Origin of the sequence: Streptococcus sp. DTU_2020_1001019_1_SI_AUS_MUR_006 (assembly GCF_032340315.1) — a bacterium.
Classification (GTDB): Bacteria; Bacillota; Bacilli; order Lactobacillales; family Streptococcaceae; genus Streptococcus.
Genome location: NZ_CP135436.1, coordinates 1,277,678 through 1,294,046, shown reverse-complemented (window position 1 = coordinate 1,294,046; position 16,369 = coordinate 1,277,678). Strand labels below are relative to the sequence as shown.

General features: G+C 38.5%; 17 protein-coding genes. 1 reads left to right on the top strand and 16 read right to left on the bottom strand.

All coding sequences use genetic code 11. From position 1 onward, the window contains the following. Positions 1-102 precede the first annotated feature (102 nt). Together RRU92_RS06230 and RRU92_RS06225 are read right to left on the bottom strand one after the other, a co-directional pair. Positions 103-1,332, bottom strand: a complete 1,230-nt coding sequence (locus RRU92_RS06230) for a tetratricopeptide repeat protein (RefSeq protein ID WP_315638982.1) — start codon at positions 1,330-1,332, stop codon at positions 103-105. Beyond that, positions 1,322-2,485, bottom strand: coding sequence for an AI-2E family transporter (locus RRU92_RS06225; protein WP_223139852.1), 1,164 nt, complete (start codon positions 2,483-2,485; stop codon positions 1,322-1,324). The genes RRU92_RS06230 and RRU92_RS06225 overlap by 11 nt, the downstream gene beginning before the upstream one ends. Positions 2,486-2,694: 209 nt before the next feature. Here RRU92_RS06225 and RRU92_RS06220 point away from each other — a divergent pair, with 209 nt between their 5' ends. Further along, complete coding sequence (locus RRU92_RS06220; RefSeq protein ID WP_315638981.1) at positions 2,695-3,702, top strand: lactonase family protein; 1,008 nt, start codon at positions 2,695-2,697, stop codon at positions 3,700-3,702. Positions 3,703-3,743: 41 nt separating this feature from the next. On the opposite strand, the gene RRU92_RS06215 is transcribed toward RRU92_RS06220, so the two are convergent. The 14 genes from RRU92_RS06215 to RRU92_RS06150 form a co-directional block, all read right to left on the bottom strand. Next, positions 3,744-4,163, bottom strand: coding sequence for a F0F1 ATP synthase subunit epsilon (locus RRU92_RS06215; protein ID WP_049503620.1), 420 nt, complete (start codon positions 4,161-4,163; stop codon positions 3,744-3,746). Positions 4,164-4,173: 10 nt separating this feature from the next. Further along, positions 4,174-5,580, bottom strand: a complete 1,407-nt coding sequence (gene atpD / locus RRU92_RS06210; RefSeq protein ID WP_000094353.1) for a F0F1 ATP synthase subunit beta — start codon at positions 5,578-5,580, stop codon at positions 4,174-4,176. 81 nt (positions 5,581-5,661) lie between these two features. Further along, complete coding sequence (locus RRU92_RS06205; RefSeq protein WP_045763457.1) at positions 5,662-6,540, bottom strand: F0F1 ATP synthase subunit gamma; 879 nt, start codon at positions 6,538-6,540, stop codon at positions 5,662-5,664. 15 nt (positions 6,541-6,555) lie between these two features. After that, positions 6,556-8,061: a F0F1 ATP synthase subunit alpha gene (gene atpA / locus RRU92_RS06200; RefSeq protein ID WP_049503616.1), complete on the bottom strand. Its 1,506-nt coding sequence runs from the start codon at positions 8,059-8,061 to the stop codon at positions 6,556-6,558. A gap of 14 nt (positions 8,062-8,075) precedes the next feature. Next, positions 8,076-8,612 carry a F0F1 ATP synthase subunit delta gene (locus RRU92_RS06195; protein ID WP_311518313.1) on the bottom strand — a complete coding sequence of 179 codons (537 nt, stop codon included), beginning with the start codon at positions 8,610-8,612 and terminating at the stop codon, positions 8,076-8,078. Next, entirely contained in the window at positions 8,612-9,106 is a 495-nt protein-coding gene (gene atpF, locus RRU92_RS06190) for a F0F1 ATP synthase subunit B (protein ID WP_315638980.1), read from the bottom strand. The genes RRU92_RS06195 and atpF overlap by 1 nt, the downstream gene beginning before the upstream one ends. Before the next feature lie 13 nt (positions 9,107-9,119). Beyond that, positions 9,120-9,833: a F0F1 ATP synthase subunit A gene (atpB, locus tag RRU92_RS06185; RefSeq protein WP_000392856.1), complete on the bottom strand. Its 714-nt coding sequence runs from the start codon at positions 9,831-9,833 to the stop codon at positions 9,120-9,122. Positions 9,834-9,867: 34 nt separating this feature from the next. After that, positions 9,868-10,068 (bottom strand): F0F1 ATP synthase subunit C, encoded by a 201-nt coding sequence (locus tag RRU92_RS06180; protein WP_001054552.1) that lies wholly within the window; start codon positions 10,066-10,068, stop codon positions 9,868-9,870. A 228-nt stretch (positions 10,069-10,296) separates the two neighbouring features. Further along, on the bottom strand, positions 10,297-10,608 hold the full coding sequence (locus RRU92_RS06175) for a CHY zinc finger protein (RefSeq protein WP_315638979.1): 312 nt from the start codon (positions 10,606-10,608) through the stop codon (positions 10,297-10,299). Positions 10,609-10,621: 13 nt separating this feature from the next. After that, on the bottom strand, positions 10,622-11,908 hold the full coding sequence (locus RRU92_RS06170; RefSeq protein WP_000169115.1) for a peptidase U32 family protein: 1,287 nt from the start codon (positions 11,906-11,908) through the stop codon (positions 10,622-10,624). Positions 11,909-12,033: 125 nt separating this feature from the next. Then, positions 12,034-14,244, bottom strand: coding sequence for a ComEC/Rec2 family competence protein (locus RRU92_RS06165; RefSeq protein ID WP_315638978.1), 2,211 nt, complete (start codon positions 14,242-14,244; stop codon positions 12,034-12,036). Next, positions 14,228-14,869: a helix-hairpin-helix domain-containing protein gene (locus RRU92_RS06160; RefSeq protein ID WP_049549324.1), complete on the bottom strand. Its 642-nt coding sequence runs from the start codon at positions 14,867-14,869 to the stop codon at positions 14,228-14,230. The genes RRU92_RS06165 and RRU92_RS06160 overlap by 17 nt, the downstream gene beginning before the upstream one ends. 65 nt (positions 14,870-14,934) lie before the next feature. Beyond that, positions 14,935-15,504, bottom strand: a complete 570-nt coding sequence (locus RRU92_RS06155; protein ID WP_049549323.1) for a GNAT family N-acetyltransferase — start codon at positions 15,502-15,504, stop codon at positions 14,935-14,937. 162 nt (positions 15,505-15,666) lie between these two features. After that, the gene (locus RRU92_RS06150; RefSeq protein ID WP_315638977.1) at positions 15,667-16,281 is read right to left on the bottom strand and encodes a hypothetical protein; all 615 of its coding nucleotides are present in this window, start codon (positions 16,279-16,281) and stop codon (positions 15,667-15,669) included. Positions 16,282-16,369 lie beyond the last annotated feature (88 nt).

Here is a 16,369-nt window from a genome sequence, read left to right as displayed (position 1 = left end):
AATTCATACTGTATCTATTCATTTTTATGATGGAATTTATAGATTTTTAAATCTTTATTTTTATAAAAATAGTCGCCTGCTAAGACGACTACTGTTCATTTATCATAAACGTTCATACAAATCTTGCATTTGTATGTCATCAGGAACCAACTTGAGATAGTGTTGAATCTGTTCTCTTGCTTCTTCAAACCTTCCAAGTTCGCGTAATAGATGAATGTATTGCTCTAAAAACTCAGGATTTTCCTTGAGTTCTGGAACCAATGCCTGATAAGATTCATAGGCAGCATCCAAATCTTCAGTTTCTTGGTAACTCCGTGCAATCATCCACTTAGTCAAGAGATTTTCTGGCTCATATACTTCTAAGGCTAGAATATCCTCATACCGTTCTTGCTCCTGATACATGGTTGCTAGTCGCAAGAGGATTTCTTCTTGGTCTTCCGCATCTTCTTGGGCTTGAAGAAGATAAGCCTCTGCCTGTTCAGGTTGATGCAATTCGTAAGATAATTGTGAAGCAAGGAGTAGTAAACGTGTCTCGAATGGTTTTTTTTCCAAACCTTGTTGAGCAATCAGTAAGGCTTGCTCAGTCTGATGTTCCTTATGTAGAGCCTGACTATAACCATATTCATACCCTTCAAAATCTGGAGATATAGTATCCAGCTGTTTAAAATATAAAACTGCCTTTTGAAATTCCTCTTGATCAAAGTAAAGACTTGCTAATTCAAATGCAGTCTGATCTTCATACTCTAACTCTAAAGCTTTTTCTAAAAACTCTATGGCTGATTCAAACTTTCCAAGTCGAGCATAGGCAGTGCCAATTCGTTGATAGGTCGAAATCCCTGTCTGCTCATATATTTCACGATTATCCAGTTGAGCATAGCCCTTAATCGCTTCTAAATCATTTCCAAGTTCACTATCTAATTCTGCTAGCCCAAAAATCAATAAAGGATCATCAGAGTAATTAAGAGCTTCTAAGAGCTTCTCTCGAGCTACATCCGTCAATCCTTCCATTTGATAGAAATCAGCCTTTAAAACAAGCGCAGATACATAAGAATCGCTATTGGGTTGAATTTCTTCTAGATAGGCAAACGCTTCTTCAATTTGTCCGTCTTCGCTTGCGATACTAGCTAGATTGAGATTAACTTCTGGAAATATTGGAGCTAGTTTTTCATAGATTTGACGAGCTTGTGGATAAAAACCAATACTTTCTAGATAATAAGCCAGTTCCAGAAGAAGATCATCCGAGTCTTCTACCAAGGCTTTTTGAAAATAGTGATCAGCTCTTGTTAAATCTTGCTGATCCAAAGCTTCAAGCATTTCTTGACTATTGCTCACCTTCAACCTCCTCTTCTAACTCATACAGACCACTAACTTTTTTATACCATTCAAAAATCGCTGAAATAACAACTTTTGCTGAAGCATAAACAGGAATTCCTAGTAGGACTCCCCAAACACCAAACATAGAACCAGACGTCAACAAAACAAATAGAATAGTGATTGGATGGATGTTTAATTGACTACCTAAAATCAATGGAGATACAAAACGACCTTCAATTGTCTGCTCTACGATAAAAACGATAATAACTTTCAAGAGCATAACTGGTCCAGCAATTAAACCTAAGACCAGAGCTGGTAGCATGGCAAGGAAACTTCCAAGATAAGGGATAAGATTTAAAACCCCAGCAGTAATTCCAAGAGTCACTGCATATCTCAAACCAATAATCTTAAAGAAGATGATAAACATAATTGCTACGATAACAGCAACAGTAATTTGTCCTCTAACATAGTTAGAAAGTTGTTGGTTCACATCCGTTAGAACCTTACCTACTGGTTCTCTCAATTTATTTGGTAAGAATTGAGTGATATGATCTCTCAAACCTTTTCCATCTCTAAGGAGATAAAAGAGCATAAAGGGCATGATAATCAAAGCAACAATAACTTGTGACGTTCCACTAATAAGAGCACTCACCCAGTTCACAGCTTTTGATGAAATATTACTTGCCCAAGCAGTTGCTTGTGTTGAGAATTGAGCCAGAACCTGTTCTAGTTGAGGTCTAAAGTCATCTGGTAACCGCTTAGTTACAAGATCATCAATAACTCTGTCAGCATCTTCGAGATAATTTGGTACATTTTTCGCAAAAATAACTACTTGACGTTGAAGATTTGGAATCGCAACGGCCAGACCAATAATCAAGAGTATGGCAATAATGACAAAGATAATACTAATGGCTAAGACACGATTTATCTTATACTTCTCCATCAAATCCACCAGTGGATTTAAGAGATAAAAAAGTAATCCTGATAAAATAACAGGCAACATAACCACTGATAAAAAATCAACGACAGGGATAAATAAAAAACTAATCTTACTTAAAATAAAAATATTCAGACCTAGTAACAAGGCTACCAAAAAAACTGTAACAGCCTTATTATCTAAAAACCATTTAAAAAACCAAGATAAATTAAAATGTTTCTCTTTTTGTTCCATATCTACTTCCTTTCCTTTGTCCTTTCATTATACCATTTTTATAGGGAATAAACTGTTTTTAAAGTGTTGAGGTGACGATTGAGAACTTTAACAAAGCGACCTTGCTTTTTACTAATTTTATACTTAGATGTTTCATACTTTTTTCACTATTTTCTTCAGGTCTCCCAATTTATGATATAATAGAAACATCTTTATTTAGAGGTATAGCTATGATTGAAACAATTTATTTCGGAACTTACACACGTCGTTTATCCCAAGGGATTTATCAAGCTGATTTTGATACAGAAACTGGGCAACTATCCAATCTTAAACTATTTGCTGCTGAGCCGAGTCCGACCTATCTTGCATTTGATCAAAAAAATCACCTCTATTCAGTAGGTAGTAAAGACGGGAAAGGTGGTATCGCTGCTTATCAGACTGATGGTACTTTACTAAATCATGTAGTCGAAGAAGGTGCCCCTCACTGTTATGTTGCTGTCGATGAGAAACGTGGCCTAGTATATGGTGCCAACTACCACAAGGGACAAGTTTTGGTCTATAAACGAAAAGAGGATGGCAGTCTTGTATTGACTGACATGGACCAACATAGTGGCCATGGTCCTCATGCAAATCAAACTTCTCCACATGTACACTTTACAGATTTAACACCAGATCAATATTTAGTCACTTGCGACTTAGGTACTGATGAGGTTACTACTTATGATGTCAATCCAGAAGGAAAACTAAATAAGCTAACTACCTACAATTGTAGTCCCGGTGCTGGTGCACGTCACCTTGTTTTTCACAACCACTACAAGATTGCTTATCTCATCTGTGAACTCAATAGTACAATTGAAGTATTGATTTATGATGGTGTTGGTGCATTTGAAAAAATGCAAGTTATTTCTACTCTTCCTGAAGGATTTAATGACTTTAATGGAACTGCTGCCATTCGTCTCTCACAAGATGGAAAATATCTGTATGCATCAAACCGTGGTCACGATTCTATTGTAGTTTACACTATTCTCGCTGATGGTAGTTTAGAATTGTTGGAATTCGTTCCTACAAACGGAAAAACTCCTCGTGACTTTATTCTCTCACCAGACCAAGAATTCCTCATCGCCGTTCACCAGGATTCTGATAATACAACTGTCTTTAAACGTAATCCAGAGACTGGTCGTCTTGCAGAACTTTCCAATGATTTCCACGTTCCCGAAGCGGTTTGCGTCACATTTTAAACATAAAAAATGAACTTGATTTGAGAATCAAGTTCATTTTTTTATAATTTATTTCCGACATTGATTCGGTTAATAGCACGTTGTAATGCAATCTTAGCACGACGCTCTTGGTCAATCAAGTGTTTGTCTTGCGCTTCTTCGATTTCACGTTCTGCACGAAGTTTGGCACGTTCTGCACGGCTAATATCGATATCACGAGCACGCTCAGCTGAGTCTGCAATAATGGTAATGACATCATTAGCAATCTCAATGATTCCTCCGTTTACTGCTATCCAGTTGACATGAGAATCATCATCAATACGTTTGACTTTAACTTCATCAACTGCTAATACCGCAATCATATTTTGATGTCGTGGCAAGATCCCCATCTCACCATCCAGAGTTCGAACCGATACAAAGCTGGCATGGTGATCATAGACGAGGCCATCTGGTGTCACGATCTGGACAGTTAACTGAGCCATAGATCACCTCTTAAAATCCCATTTTTTCAGCCTTAGCAATGACATCTTCGATTGAACCTACTCCACGGAAGGCGTCTTCTGGGAGATGATCGTGTTTTCCGTCAAGAATTTCCTTAAATCCACGAACTGTTTCCGCTACTGGAACATAAGAACCTGGTTGACCAGTAAATTGTTCCGCAACGTTGAAGTTTTGTGAAAGGAAGAACTGAATACGACGGGCACGAGCAACCAAAGTCTTTTCTTCATCAGAAAGTTCATCCATACCAAGGATAGCGATGATATCTTGCAACTCATGGTAACGTTGAAGAACACGTTTAACCTCAGCCGCAACTGCGTAGTGCTCTTCTCCAACAATTTCAGGTGCCAAAGCACGAGAGCTTGAAGCAAGTGGATCAACGGCTGGGTAGATACCCAATTGAACCAATTTACGTTCCAAGTTGGTAGTTGAATCCAAGTGAGCGAAGGCTGTTGCTGGCGCTGGGTCAGTATAGTCATCCGCTGGCACGTAGATAGCCTGGATAGAGGTTACAGAACCTTTCTTAGTTGAAGTGATACGTTCTTGCAATTGACCCATTTCTGTTGCGAGGGTAGGTTGGTAACCAACGGCTGATGGCATACGACCCAAAAGGGCAGATACTTCTGAACCAGCTTGTGTGAAACGGAAAATGTTGTCAATAAAGAGAAGAACGTCTTGGCCTTCTACATCACGGAAGTATTCAGCGATTGTCAAACCAGTAAGGGCAACACGCATACGTGCTCCTGGTGGTTCATTCATCTGACCAAATACCATGGCTGTTTTCTCGATAACGCCTGATTCTTTCATTTCCCAGTAGAGGTCATTCCCTTCACGAGTACGTTCCCCAACACCGGTAAATACTGAGATACCACCGTGTTCTTGGGCAATGTTGTGAATCAATTCTTGGATTAAGACAGTTTTACCAACTCCGGCACCACCGAAGAGTCCGACCTTACCACCTTTAAGATAAGGGGCAAGAAGGTCGATAACCTTAATCCCTGTTTCGAGGATTTCTGAAGAGGTAGACAACTCATCAAAAGTAGGTGCTTTTTTATGAATTGGCTGGCGCTCTGCGTCTTCTCCAAAAGGAGCTTCCAAGTCAATGGTATCTCCCAAAACGTTGAAGACACGTCCCAAGGTTTCTTTACCTACTGGTACAGAGATTGGACGACCAGTGTCCAATACTTCCATTCCACGAGTTAAACCATCTGTTGATTCCATGGCGATGGTACGAATCATACCATCTCCCAACTCTAAGGCTACTTCAAGGACGATTTTTGTTTTCTTTTCGTCATTTTTGTAGACGACAAGTGCATTGTTAATCTCAGGTAGTTTTTCACCTGCTGCAAACAAAACGTCTACAACGGGTCCGATAACCTGAGCAATTTTACCTGAACTCATCTCCTTCTCCTATTCTATATAAGATACTGTCGGTTCCTAGTTTTGCTAGGTCCTAAGTTCATTGATATGAGCAGGATGGCTTTATTCTAAAGCGCTAGCTCCTGCCACGATTTCTGTGATTTCTTGTGTAATCGCCGCCTGTCTGGCACGGTTATACTGGATTGTCAAATCATTAATCACTTTTTTTGCATTATCAGTCGCTGTTTGCATGGCTGTCATACCGGCAGCATTTTCAGCTGTCTTGGCATCAATAATAGCACCATAAATCATACTTTCTGCAAACTGTGGTAGCAATTGATCCAAGATTTCTTCACGACTTGTTTCAAGGTCAAATGTCAAGCTATAGTTATCATCTGCTTCATTTGGATCCAAGTCCACGATTGGAAGCATCTGCTCCACACGCATTTGACTTGTCAGTGTATTCACGTGGTGGTTGTAGCAAACATAAAGCTCATCAAAAAGTTCGTTTTGATACATTTCAATCGTTTTTGTAATAATCTTACGAACTTCATCAAAGCTTGGTTGGCTTGCAAGTCCACGCAATTCATAGATTGGTTGAATACCGCGTGATTTGAAGAAATCGGCTCCCATACCACCAATACAGATGACTTCAAAATCATCACCTGAAGGATGGTATTCTTGCTGAATTTCCATGACAGCTTTTAAGATTGAAGAATTATATCCTCCAACAAGACCACGGTCAGATGTAATGACGATATAGCCTGTTTTTTTGACGGGGCGACTGATCAACATAGGGTTAGTTGATCCGCCTGCACCATCTCCGTGGAGGATGTCTGTAACTAGTTTACGCACTTTTTGTGCATACACTTGGAAGTTACGAGCTGCTTCTTCAGAACGACCTAACTTAGCTGCAGAAACCATCTGCATAGCGTTAGTAATTTGACTAGTATTTTTTGTTGAGGCGATTTTTGTTTTAATATCATTTAGAGATACTGCCATCTGACACCTCTATTCTTATTGGAAGCTTGATTGATTGAGAAACTCAGTAATCGCAGCATCCAAGACTGCTTCATCTGGCAAGTCTTTTGTTTCACGAATGGTTTCCAAAATTTCAGGATGTTGAGCATCAAAGAACATATGGAACTCTTCTTCGAAACGAACGATATCGTCTACAGGAATTGTATCCAAGAAACCATGGGTCAAAGCATAGAGAATAGTAACTTGTTTCTCAACAGGTAATGGTTTGTGAACAGGTTGTTTCAATACTTCTACAGTACGACGGCCACGGTTCAATTTAGCCTGAGTAGCCGCATCCAAGTCAGAACCAAATTTAGTGAAGGCTTCCAACTCACGGTATGAAGCAAGGTCGATACGGAGTGTACCAGCAACTTTCTTCATGGCCTTAATCTGAGCAGAACCACCAACACGAGACACAGAAGAACCTGCATCAATAGCCGGACGGATACCAGCATTAAAGAGACTATCGCTTAAGAAGATTTGTCCATCTGTAATAGAGATTACGTTTGTAGCGATATAGGCTGAGATATCTCCTGCTTGTGTTTCGATAAATGGAAGAGCTGTGATAGATCCACCACCAAGTTCATCAGAAACTTTAGCAGAACGTTCAAGCAGACGACTGTGAAGGTAGAAGACATCCCCTGGGAAGGCTTCACGACCTGGTGGACGACGGAGCAAGAGAGAAAGTTCACGATAAGCTACCGCTTGTTTAGATAAGTCATCATAAACAATCAATACGTGCTTACCTTGGTACATAAATTCTTCCGCCATAGCAACCCCTGCATAAGGTGCAAGGAAAAGCAATGGTGAAGGTTGTGAAGCTGACGCTGTCACGACAATTGTGTAATCCAAGGCTCCGTACTGGCGAAGTGTTTCTACTTGTGTACGAACTGTTGATTCTTTTTGACCAATCGCTACATAGATACAGATCATATCTTGACCTTTTTGGTTCAAGATTGCATCGATAGCGATGGTAGTTTTCCCTGTTTGACGGTCACCGATAATCAACTCACGTTGACCACGACCGATTGGAACAAGGGCATCAATAGCTTTCAAACCAGTTTGCAATGGTTGTGATACTGATTTACGTTGCATAACCCCAGGAGCTGGCGCTTCAACTGGACGAGTTTTGTTTGTGTCGATTGGACCAAGCCCATCTACTGGACGACCAAGTGGATCCACAACACGACCAATCAAGCTATCACCAACTGGAACTTCCATGATTTTTCCTGTACGACGAATGGTATCGCCTTCGCGGATATCTGTAAAGTCTCCAAGGATGATAATACCAACATCAGTTGATTCTAAGTTTTGCGCCATACCATAAGAGCCGTTTTCAAAAATCAACAACTCTCCACTCATGGCATTTTCTAGGCCATGAGCACGCGCAATTCCGTCACCGATGTAGGTTACAACACCAGTTTCAGTCACATCAAAATTGGGTTTGAAATTTTCAATTTGTTGCTTAATTAAAGCGCTGATTTCTTGTGCGTTAATTGCCAAAAGAACACCACTTTCTATTTCAAATTTTCCTTAACAACTTTAAGTTGTTGTTTAATACTAACATCAATTGTCTTGTGATTGGCGATAATAACAAAACCACCGATTAAACTATCGTCAATTTCTTCTTTAATGCTACGCACTTTTAAAGACATCTTTTTCTCGATAATTGGAAGCAAACGGTCTTTCTGTTCATCAGTCAGAGGATGAGCAGACATAATCGTTACTTCAAAACGATTCGTTTCTCTCTCAAGACGGTTTAAACAATCTACAATCACATCATAAAAAAGATTTGAACGATGATTGTACAACAGAACTTGAATGAAGTTTTGTAATAATGGTGATGCTGAATCTTGGAAGAAACTTACTGTTTTTTCCTTGTCAGACTCATCAACATCTACCTGAGCCAAAAAAGAAGGCAAGTCTGTTTCTTCAGCGACTTGCTTAATCTGGGTCAAGTCTGAGAAGATAGAATCTTCTTCTCCTTTTTCAATCACCAATTGGACAAAAGGCATGCTGTATTTTTCAATTACCTTTACTGTCTTTTTGTCCATTAAGCTTCTCCTAGCTGATCAATATACTGATCAATGAGTTCTTTATGGGCATGACCGTCAAGGTTTTGTGAGATGATTTTCCCAGCTAGACTAACTGTCAAATCTGCTACCTCACCTTTAACGCTTTGTAAAGCCTCAGCTTTGTTTTGCGCAATTTCTTGGTTAGCTTTTTCTTTCAAGCGACCAGCTTCTAGCTTAGCTTCAGCCAGAATATCTGATTTGCTCTTTTCAGCTGTCTCCTTAGCATTCTCGATGATAGTTTTAGCTTCGCTTCGGCTACCTGCTAATTCATCTTCTCGCTTTTGAGCAAGAGTTTCTGCTTTTTGACGAGCTTGTTCAGCACCATCAATATCAGCAGCAATCTTTTCTGCGCGTTCTTCGAAGACACTTGTCAAGTTTGACCATGCGAATTTTTTGACTAAGACGATCAAAAGGATAAAAGAGCCAGCAATTAAAATAAAGTTACCAATCAATTCACCTACTGTTACGTGCATCATTTACTCCTTTCTACTCTTCATCATTAATTTTATTTCCTAGATACATAGAAGACAAGACTGTGAATACATAGGCCTGAACACAGGAAATAAACACAGAAAATGCCGTCCAGACAAGATTGGTAACAAATGCGACTGGATACCAATAAAGTGCCTGATGAGAGAGAGTAATCAGCAAGCTTGCCATCACTTCTCCGGCAAAGATATTCCCGAACACCCGCAAAGCAAGTGATAGGAAATTCGTGACTTCTTCAAGGAGATTCATCGGTGTCATGAAACCTGGGGTTACAAAACCTTTTAGATATTTTTTAACACCGCGACGACGAATTCCTTCAATATGGGTCATCAGGATAATTCCGAATGACAAGGCCAAGTCAAACTGGAGATTTGCTGTTGGCGATGTCCAAAGGTTTGTCCCATCTGTAGTTTGAAGTTTCGCCATCAAACCAAGATTATTTGCGATAACCATAAAAAGAAATAAACACAAGTAAAAGAGTGAGTAATCTTTCATGTACCGTGAACCTACGTTAGGTTCCGTAAATCCGACTACAAAGTCATAGAGATACTCGAGTACATTTTGCTTTCCTTTGGGTTTTACTGTCATATTGCGACTTGCCCAATAGATAAAGCCAAAAATAAGTGCCACAGACAACAAAGTCAATGCTGTCAAGGTTAAATCAAAGGTAACAGGACCAATATTGATGGTTGGATTGATACTTTCTTCCATCTAGAATCCTCCCTTTTCCATTTTATACTTCTCTTTATTTGATGATAAATGAAAATACGAGAGTTACAAAGAATGTTCCTTCGATAAAGGCAATCCCCATGATCATCAAACTACGCAATTGAGGAATGATATCTGGTTGGCGTGCTGCAGATTTGAACAAACCGTTCATCAAAAATCCTTCTGCAAGAGATACACCCATACAGGCAAGACATAGACCGAAAAATGTTAAATTCATGACGAATTCTCCTTTTTTAAATTAAATTTACTTCCCTAGTTTAGTCCTAAAATTTGCTTTTGTCAACTTTTTACTAGCATTGAAAGCGTTTCTAATCATTTATTTCTATTTTTACGATTTTCAAGACAACTATATAGAAAATTTTAATGTCTTTTCATATTGTTTTCCCTTTCTTTCCCATTTTTCTGAAAGCAAAAATCCAGGTTTTACAACCTGGATTTTTTATCCTTATTTAAAATAATAGGAATGGTGACTCTGACAAGCTGGATTAAAGAGTGCTGCACAATAAGGACAGCTCCCCTTTTCTCTATACTCCTCATAAGTTAGGTTCTTCTTACAGGAACCACATAAGATAGGTTTATCCTGTTTTAGATTTAAAGGATAAGGAGAAAATGTGTGCGACTCTAGTTCATTGTGACACTGATAACAGGCATAGTATTTCTGACACTCATAACACTGGAGCGCTACGATATCTTTATCACTATGGTAATGAACACATCTGCTTTCATTATCTACTAGTAATCCATGAGCTTGAACCATTGACTTTTCTTATCTATGCACGAACTGTGACGCTTGTTCCATCTTCTTTGTAAAGATTGATCAAGCCTTCTTTCAAAGCACGGACCATATCACCTGCTTGTACTGGTTGTGGAACCTTGATGGTTAAAAGTTCCATTGGATTTGGTGCACGGTCAATCTTATTACCTTTGGCATCGTGAAGGTCTTCGATATAAGTTTCAAAATGGCGGAAACCTGGGCCATAAAACTCAACTTGGTCTCCTTCGTTGATAACGTTACGTTGGCGAATAGTTGCTGTTTGTGTTGCATCATCATAAGCTACTACTTCAGCAACAAACTTGTATTCTGGAATCTTACGACGAGCACCAAACAATTGTTCATTTTCAGATGGTGTCCCGTAGTAGAAACCTGTAGCCAATTCACGTTGGGCAACCTTCCACATTTCATCAATCAAGTCTTGCTTGATAGCTTCAAACTTTTCAGGACTTTCAAGGTAGGCATCAACCGCAGCCTTGTAGCAGTTTGTCACCGTTGAAACATAGTGGATAGACTTCATACGACCTTCAATCTTCAAACTATCCACACCATTTTCAATCATATCTGGGATATGGTCAATCATAGACATATCAACAGCTGACATTGAAAATTCTTCAGGAATTTCTCCCTTGAGACTCTTACGTTCTTTACCAAATGGCATATCGTAAAGGTCATATTTCCAACGGCAAGATTGTGAACATCCACCACGGTTGGCGTCACGCATACTCATATGGTTAGAAAGGGTACAACGACCAGAGTATGAAATACACATCGCACCATGTACGAAGGCTTCAATCTCTACGTCTGTACGTTTGCGAATTTCTGCCAATTCTTCCATAGAAACCTCACGCGCCAAAACGACACGCGTCAATCCAAGTTCTTTCCAGAATTCTAGTGTTTCATAGTTAGTCGCACTAGCTTGTGTAGAAAGGTGGATTTCAAGACCTGGTGCTTCAGTTGCCGCAATCATAATCAAGGCTGGGTCTGATACGATGACCGCTGCAATTCCGATATCACGCAATTTACGGAACCATTCTCCTGCACCTTCTTCATTTCCTTCGTGCATAACCATATTAGCAGCCACATAAACTTTAGCGCCATACTTAGCCGCGAACTGAACTCCTTCTTCCATTTGTTCGAAAGTGAAGTTTCCCGCACGGCTACGTAGACCATAGGCCTGACCACCGATAAAGACAGCATCTGCTCCGTATTGAACAGCTACTTTTAGTTTTTCTAGTGTTCCTGCAGGTGATAGAACCTCAGGACGTTTCAAAGTTTTTGTCATTTTTTCTCCTATTTGCAATATAAAAGTTTGACACCAATCTTAACTATTTTATAGTAAACAGGATTCAAAATCAAGCCTTGAATGATTGTTTAGACAATTTTAATGTTTAGTTTTCTCTGAAAACGTTATTGAACAGTTTCAACATTCCAAGTAGTCCATCCCTTGAAACGAATGGCGCCCTTTTGATTCGTTTGGTATATCGAATTCCCAAGTTCTTGGTTACTTTCCCCATTTTTTTCTTTGAATTTTTTCTTCTTGTCTACCGAAATGACCGTGATTTTAGGGTGTACATTTTTGAAGATTTCGTTATCTGTCTTTTTCTTCGATGCTTGCTGATGAGTTATCACTACATCTGCTTGGAGTTTTGGATAATGACTCGTTAAAAACTTCTCCTCTATATTTCCAGTAACTAGAAAGGTTTGGTTTAGTAACTTTCCATACATTGTAATTGAATCATTTTTATCCTTATTTTGGGTAGCGATAACTTCTAAACTATTCCCAAAAATAGGTAACTGCTGTCCTGTTTTGATAGCACCTACCTTGACTTTGCTCTCCTTCAGCTTATCCATAAATTCTCTCTTAGATAAAGTTTCTTCAGTTACTAGAATCTCTCCAAGCTCGACGGCTTTACTGATTTCTAACACATGATCTAACTGTTTAGTATCACTAGTCGTTAGAACCAGCTGATCAATCTTGGCCACTCCTCGACTTTTCAGATAAGGAATTAAACTACGTTTGGCATTGCTGGTAATAGCTTTCTCCTGCCAGACTTCTTTCTTTTCAACTGCTAGCTTTTCACCAACATCCAGTAGTATGGTCTTCCCTGTCATGTCTCTTAGGAAAATGCTTCGTCCCTGTTCCATATCTAGGACTGTGATTTCATTCTCTAGTGGATGTTTGGTTACTAAAAAGAATGAGATGGCAACTATGACAAGCATAGATAGTTTTTTCAAATTCTTTCGATAGTCATAGATGAGAGCTAAAGTAATCAAAAGAAGGATTAAAATCCAAAGACTCGGTTGGCCGAAAACAAGGGGCCTAGTAGATAGCTGAGAAATATAGCGTATGATATTTTCTAGCCATTCAAAGAGAAAGTTGAACTGGGTGATGGGATATACAAATGACAGACAGAAGAGAATCGATAAAAGTGGCAACAAGACCATATCAAATAAGAAAGAAAAGGCAAAAGTTAGGAGAATAGACCACGGTTGAAATTCTGAAAAATAAAAAGATAAAATTGGCAGAATTCCCAAGGAAATAATACAACTCTCCCTAACCAGTCCTTTTATCCCTGCTACTTCCTCACCAGTCATTGTCAGGATAAAGGCATAAGCACAGGAAAGAACCCCTCCAGCTGTTAAGAAAAAGTTCGGCATGATTAAAAATAGAATAAGAATTGTCAAAGCAAAATTATCCAGTGACTTAAAGCCATGCTGAGCCAAGATCTTTTGTAAAAGACTTCTAATCACAGATGCTGAAAAACCTGTCATGCCTGCATAGAACAAAGAAAAGGGATAGGCAAGCCATTTGAACTTCTCTTGAGTCAAGCCCAAACGTAAGAGTGATTTTTTAAAAGCATTCATAAAGAATCCTACTTGCATTCCTGACAAAGCAAATAGGTGAATAATTCCGAGGCTAGAATAGAGTTCATTCATTTCCTCAAAATCTGTGTCCAAGTGCCCTAATAAGAGTCCCGTCATATAATTGCGCATGGGGTCAGGAAAATTCCTTTTTATCCAGACAACTGCTTTTCTTCGCAAACTGGATAGATTTTCTCCTATATCCCAACTAGAAATTTGCTTTAATTCGACAATTTCCGATATAGTTAAGGTCTGATAAATCCCCTGTGTTTTTAGATAGTTTCGATAATCAAATCCAGCAAAATTACTGGCTCCTTGAGGACTAGCTAACTTGCCTTTCAAAACTATTTCAGGTAGTTCAGATAAGTCTTGAAATTTTTTCTTTTCAGATTCTGACTGGAGTTTATAATAGACCTGAAAGAGTCTGCCCTCAGCCTTGCCACGAAAAGATAAGCTATCACCATTTACTTTGATGGTATCCGGTAATATTCGCACTGTATCAACCGTGTCTACAAGATTCCGATTGGCTTCTTCTTGCTGCCATTTTTGAAAAATAAACCAACTCCCAAATATGCTGCAAATCAAGAGGACCTTAGTCACAGTTTTCCATGGAAATTGGAAAAAGAGGCAGACTAGTAAAAAGACAAAGCCCAAAAGTGCTAAGACACTTGCTGAAAAAATTGCATAGTAGAACCAGAGCAAAAGAAAACTGAGATAGATTTTTGGAATTGGAAAGCGACTAATCCACTGTAACATACTCTTTTAACTTTTCTATCGTTTTTGCACCAATACCAGAAACCTTTTTGAGCTCATCAACTGACTTAAACTTACCGTTGGAATCACGATGGTCGATAATATCTTGAGCACGTTTAACACCTAAACCTTTGACTTGCTTCAGTTCCTCTATACTGGCTTTATTAAGGTTGACTTTCTTATTTTCTTTGGTGTTGGAAGCATTTGAATATGCCTCTTGGCTTGTAGCTTCTTCCTTAGTCGGGACATAAACAAGTGCTTCATCACTAATTCTCTGAGCAAGATTGATAGACTTACTATCAGCATTATCTGTCAATCCACCAGCTTTTTGAACAGCATCATTGATACGACTTCCAACTGGTAAATCATAAATTCCAGGTGATTTGACAGCACCTTTGACATCGACAGTAATCAGATCTTGCCCCACCACTTCTTCCTTCTGATTTCCATCTTCCTTTTCATCCGTCGAATCCTTTGGAACAGCTGTAACTTCAGTCTGCACCTTTGTTTCCTTAGCAGGTGCTTGAGCGACTGGCTTTAGCAGGAAAAATCCGCCTAAGACCAAGCCCAAACCAGCACAGATAACAATGATTTTATATTCTTGGATTTTCTCAATAAGTTCTTCCATATTTTCTCCTCTCTTACTTTATTCGTAAGAGAAAGAAAAAACAGCTGAAAAATCTTTTCAACTGCTTACTTATTTGCAAAATAGTCTTCCTTGGTCAAAACATAATGTACACGTGTTACAATTCGTCCCGGTTCTTTATTATCCATTCTGGCATAGGGTTCTTCGTGAGAAAAGCGCATGCCTGATTTCTCCATGACCTTTCCTGACGCAGGATTATCCTTATCGTGAAGGGCTGTCAACTTATTCATTCCGATTTCTTCAAAGGCCAGTTCAATGACGGCACGATTGGCTTCAGTTGTCAAACCTTGATTCCAATATTTTTGATGGATAATGTAACCAATGGCTGCCTTTTTAAGAACAGTATCAACCTTGTGCAGGTCAATAGTTCCGATAAACTCTCCACTATTTTTTAGTTCAATACCCCATCGGCCCAAGGGATTAGCTAGATAAAATTGGGCAATATTATTCTTGGTTTCCTCTAAACTTTGATTGGTTGGAAAAGTATAGCGTGTATTTTCCTGGTTTGAAGCATATTCAAACATTGCTTCTGCATCATCAAGTGTTACTGGTCTAAGTACTAATCGTTCTGTTTCGATTATTGGATGCTTCGCTAGTTTGATAAATAGTGATTCCATGATTGCCCCTCCCAAAATAGGTTGCTAAAAGAATAACATAAAAGAAATAGGTTTACAAGTTTTTCTTGTGAATAATGAAAAAAACACTTCTTTCAAAAATATTTTCTAATTATAAAAATGTTACTCTCATAGTTTCACTCATAAACTTCCAATTATTGTTACCTATTTTCCAAATAAATCTTTAATAATTAAGGGTAATCTTCCAAAAACTATAAAGCCTGTGTTCCTATCGTCAAAATAACCTTCACGAAATAAAACTATTCCACCACTACCAACCATATTCTCGATATACTCACTATTTTCAGCTATTATATTTGAAAAACCTGACTGTAAAAAAGTTGTAACTTTAAGTCCCTCTGGCAACAATAATAAATGAGCCGTTTGTTTTGCTAGCAAGATTGAAACAATATCTGGAACAGACTCTCTACCTAATATTTGAATTCCACCAAAAAATTTCACTTTATGATTTTTCGTAATCATAATCTCATCAGAATAAATTGAATTTCTAACTTCTAGGTGTTGCTTTTTTAGCAATTTCCAAAGTTTATAATATTGGGATATTCTAGTATTATCATTAAAGCAATCATCTCCTAATACTAAATATAGATTAAATTTATTTTTAGTTGAATAATCATATAATTGCGAAATCAAATACTGTAAATACTCCTCCCTTCTTCTATAGTCACCAATAATCTCCCAACGTCCCGCATAGATATTAAATGCAGATGTAAAGTGAAGAAGAGAAGAATCTATATTGGCATCTTCATAAATAATCACGCAGCTTGTCCCTCTCTAAATTAAGTTTATTTTCTAAAAGCTTAACAAAAAATACAATACAAATCAATAATTTCCCTTGCCTTTTAAA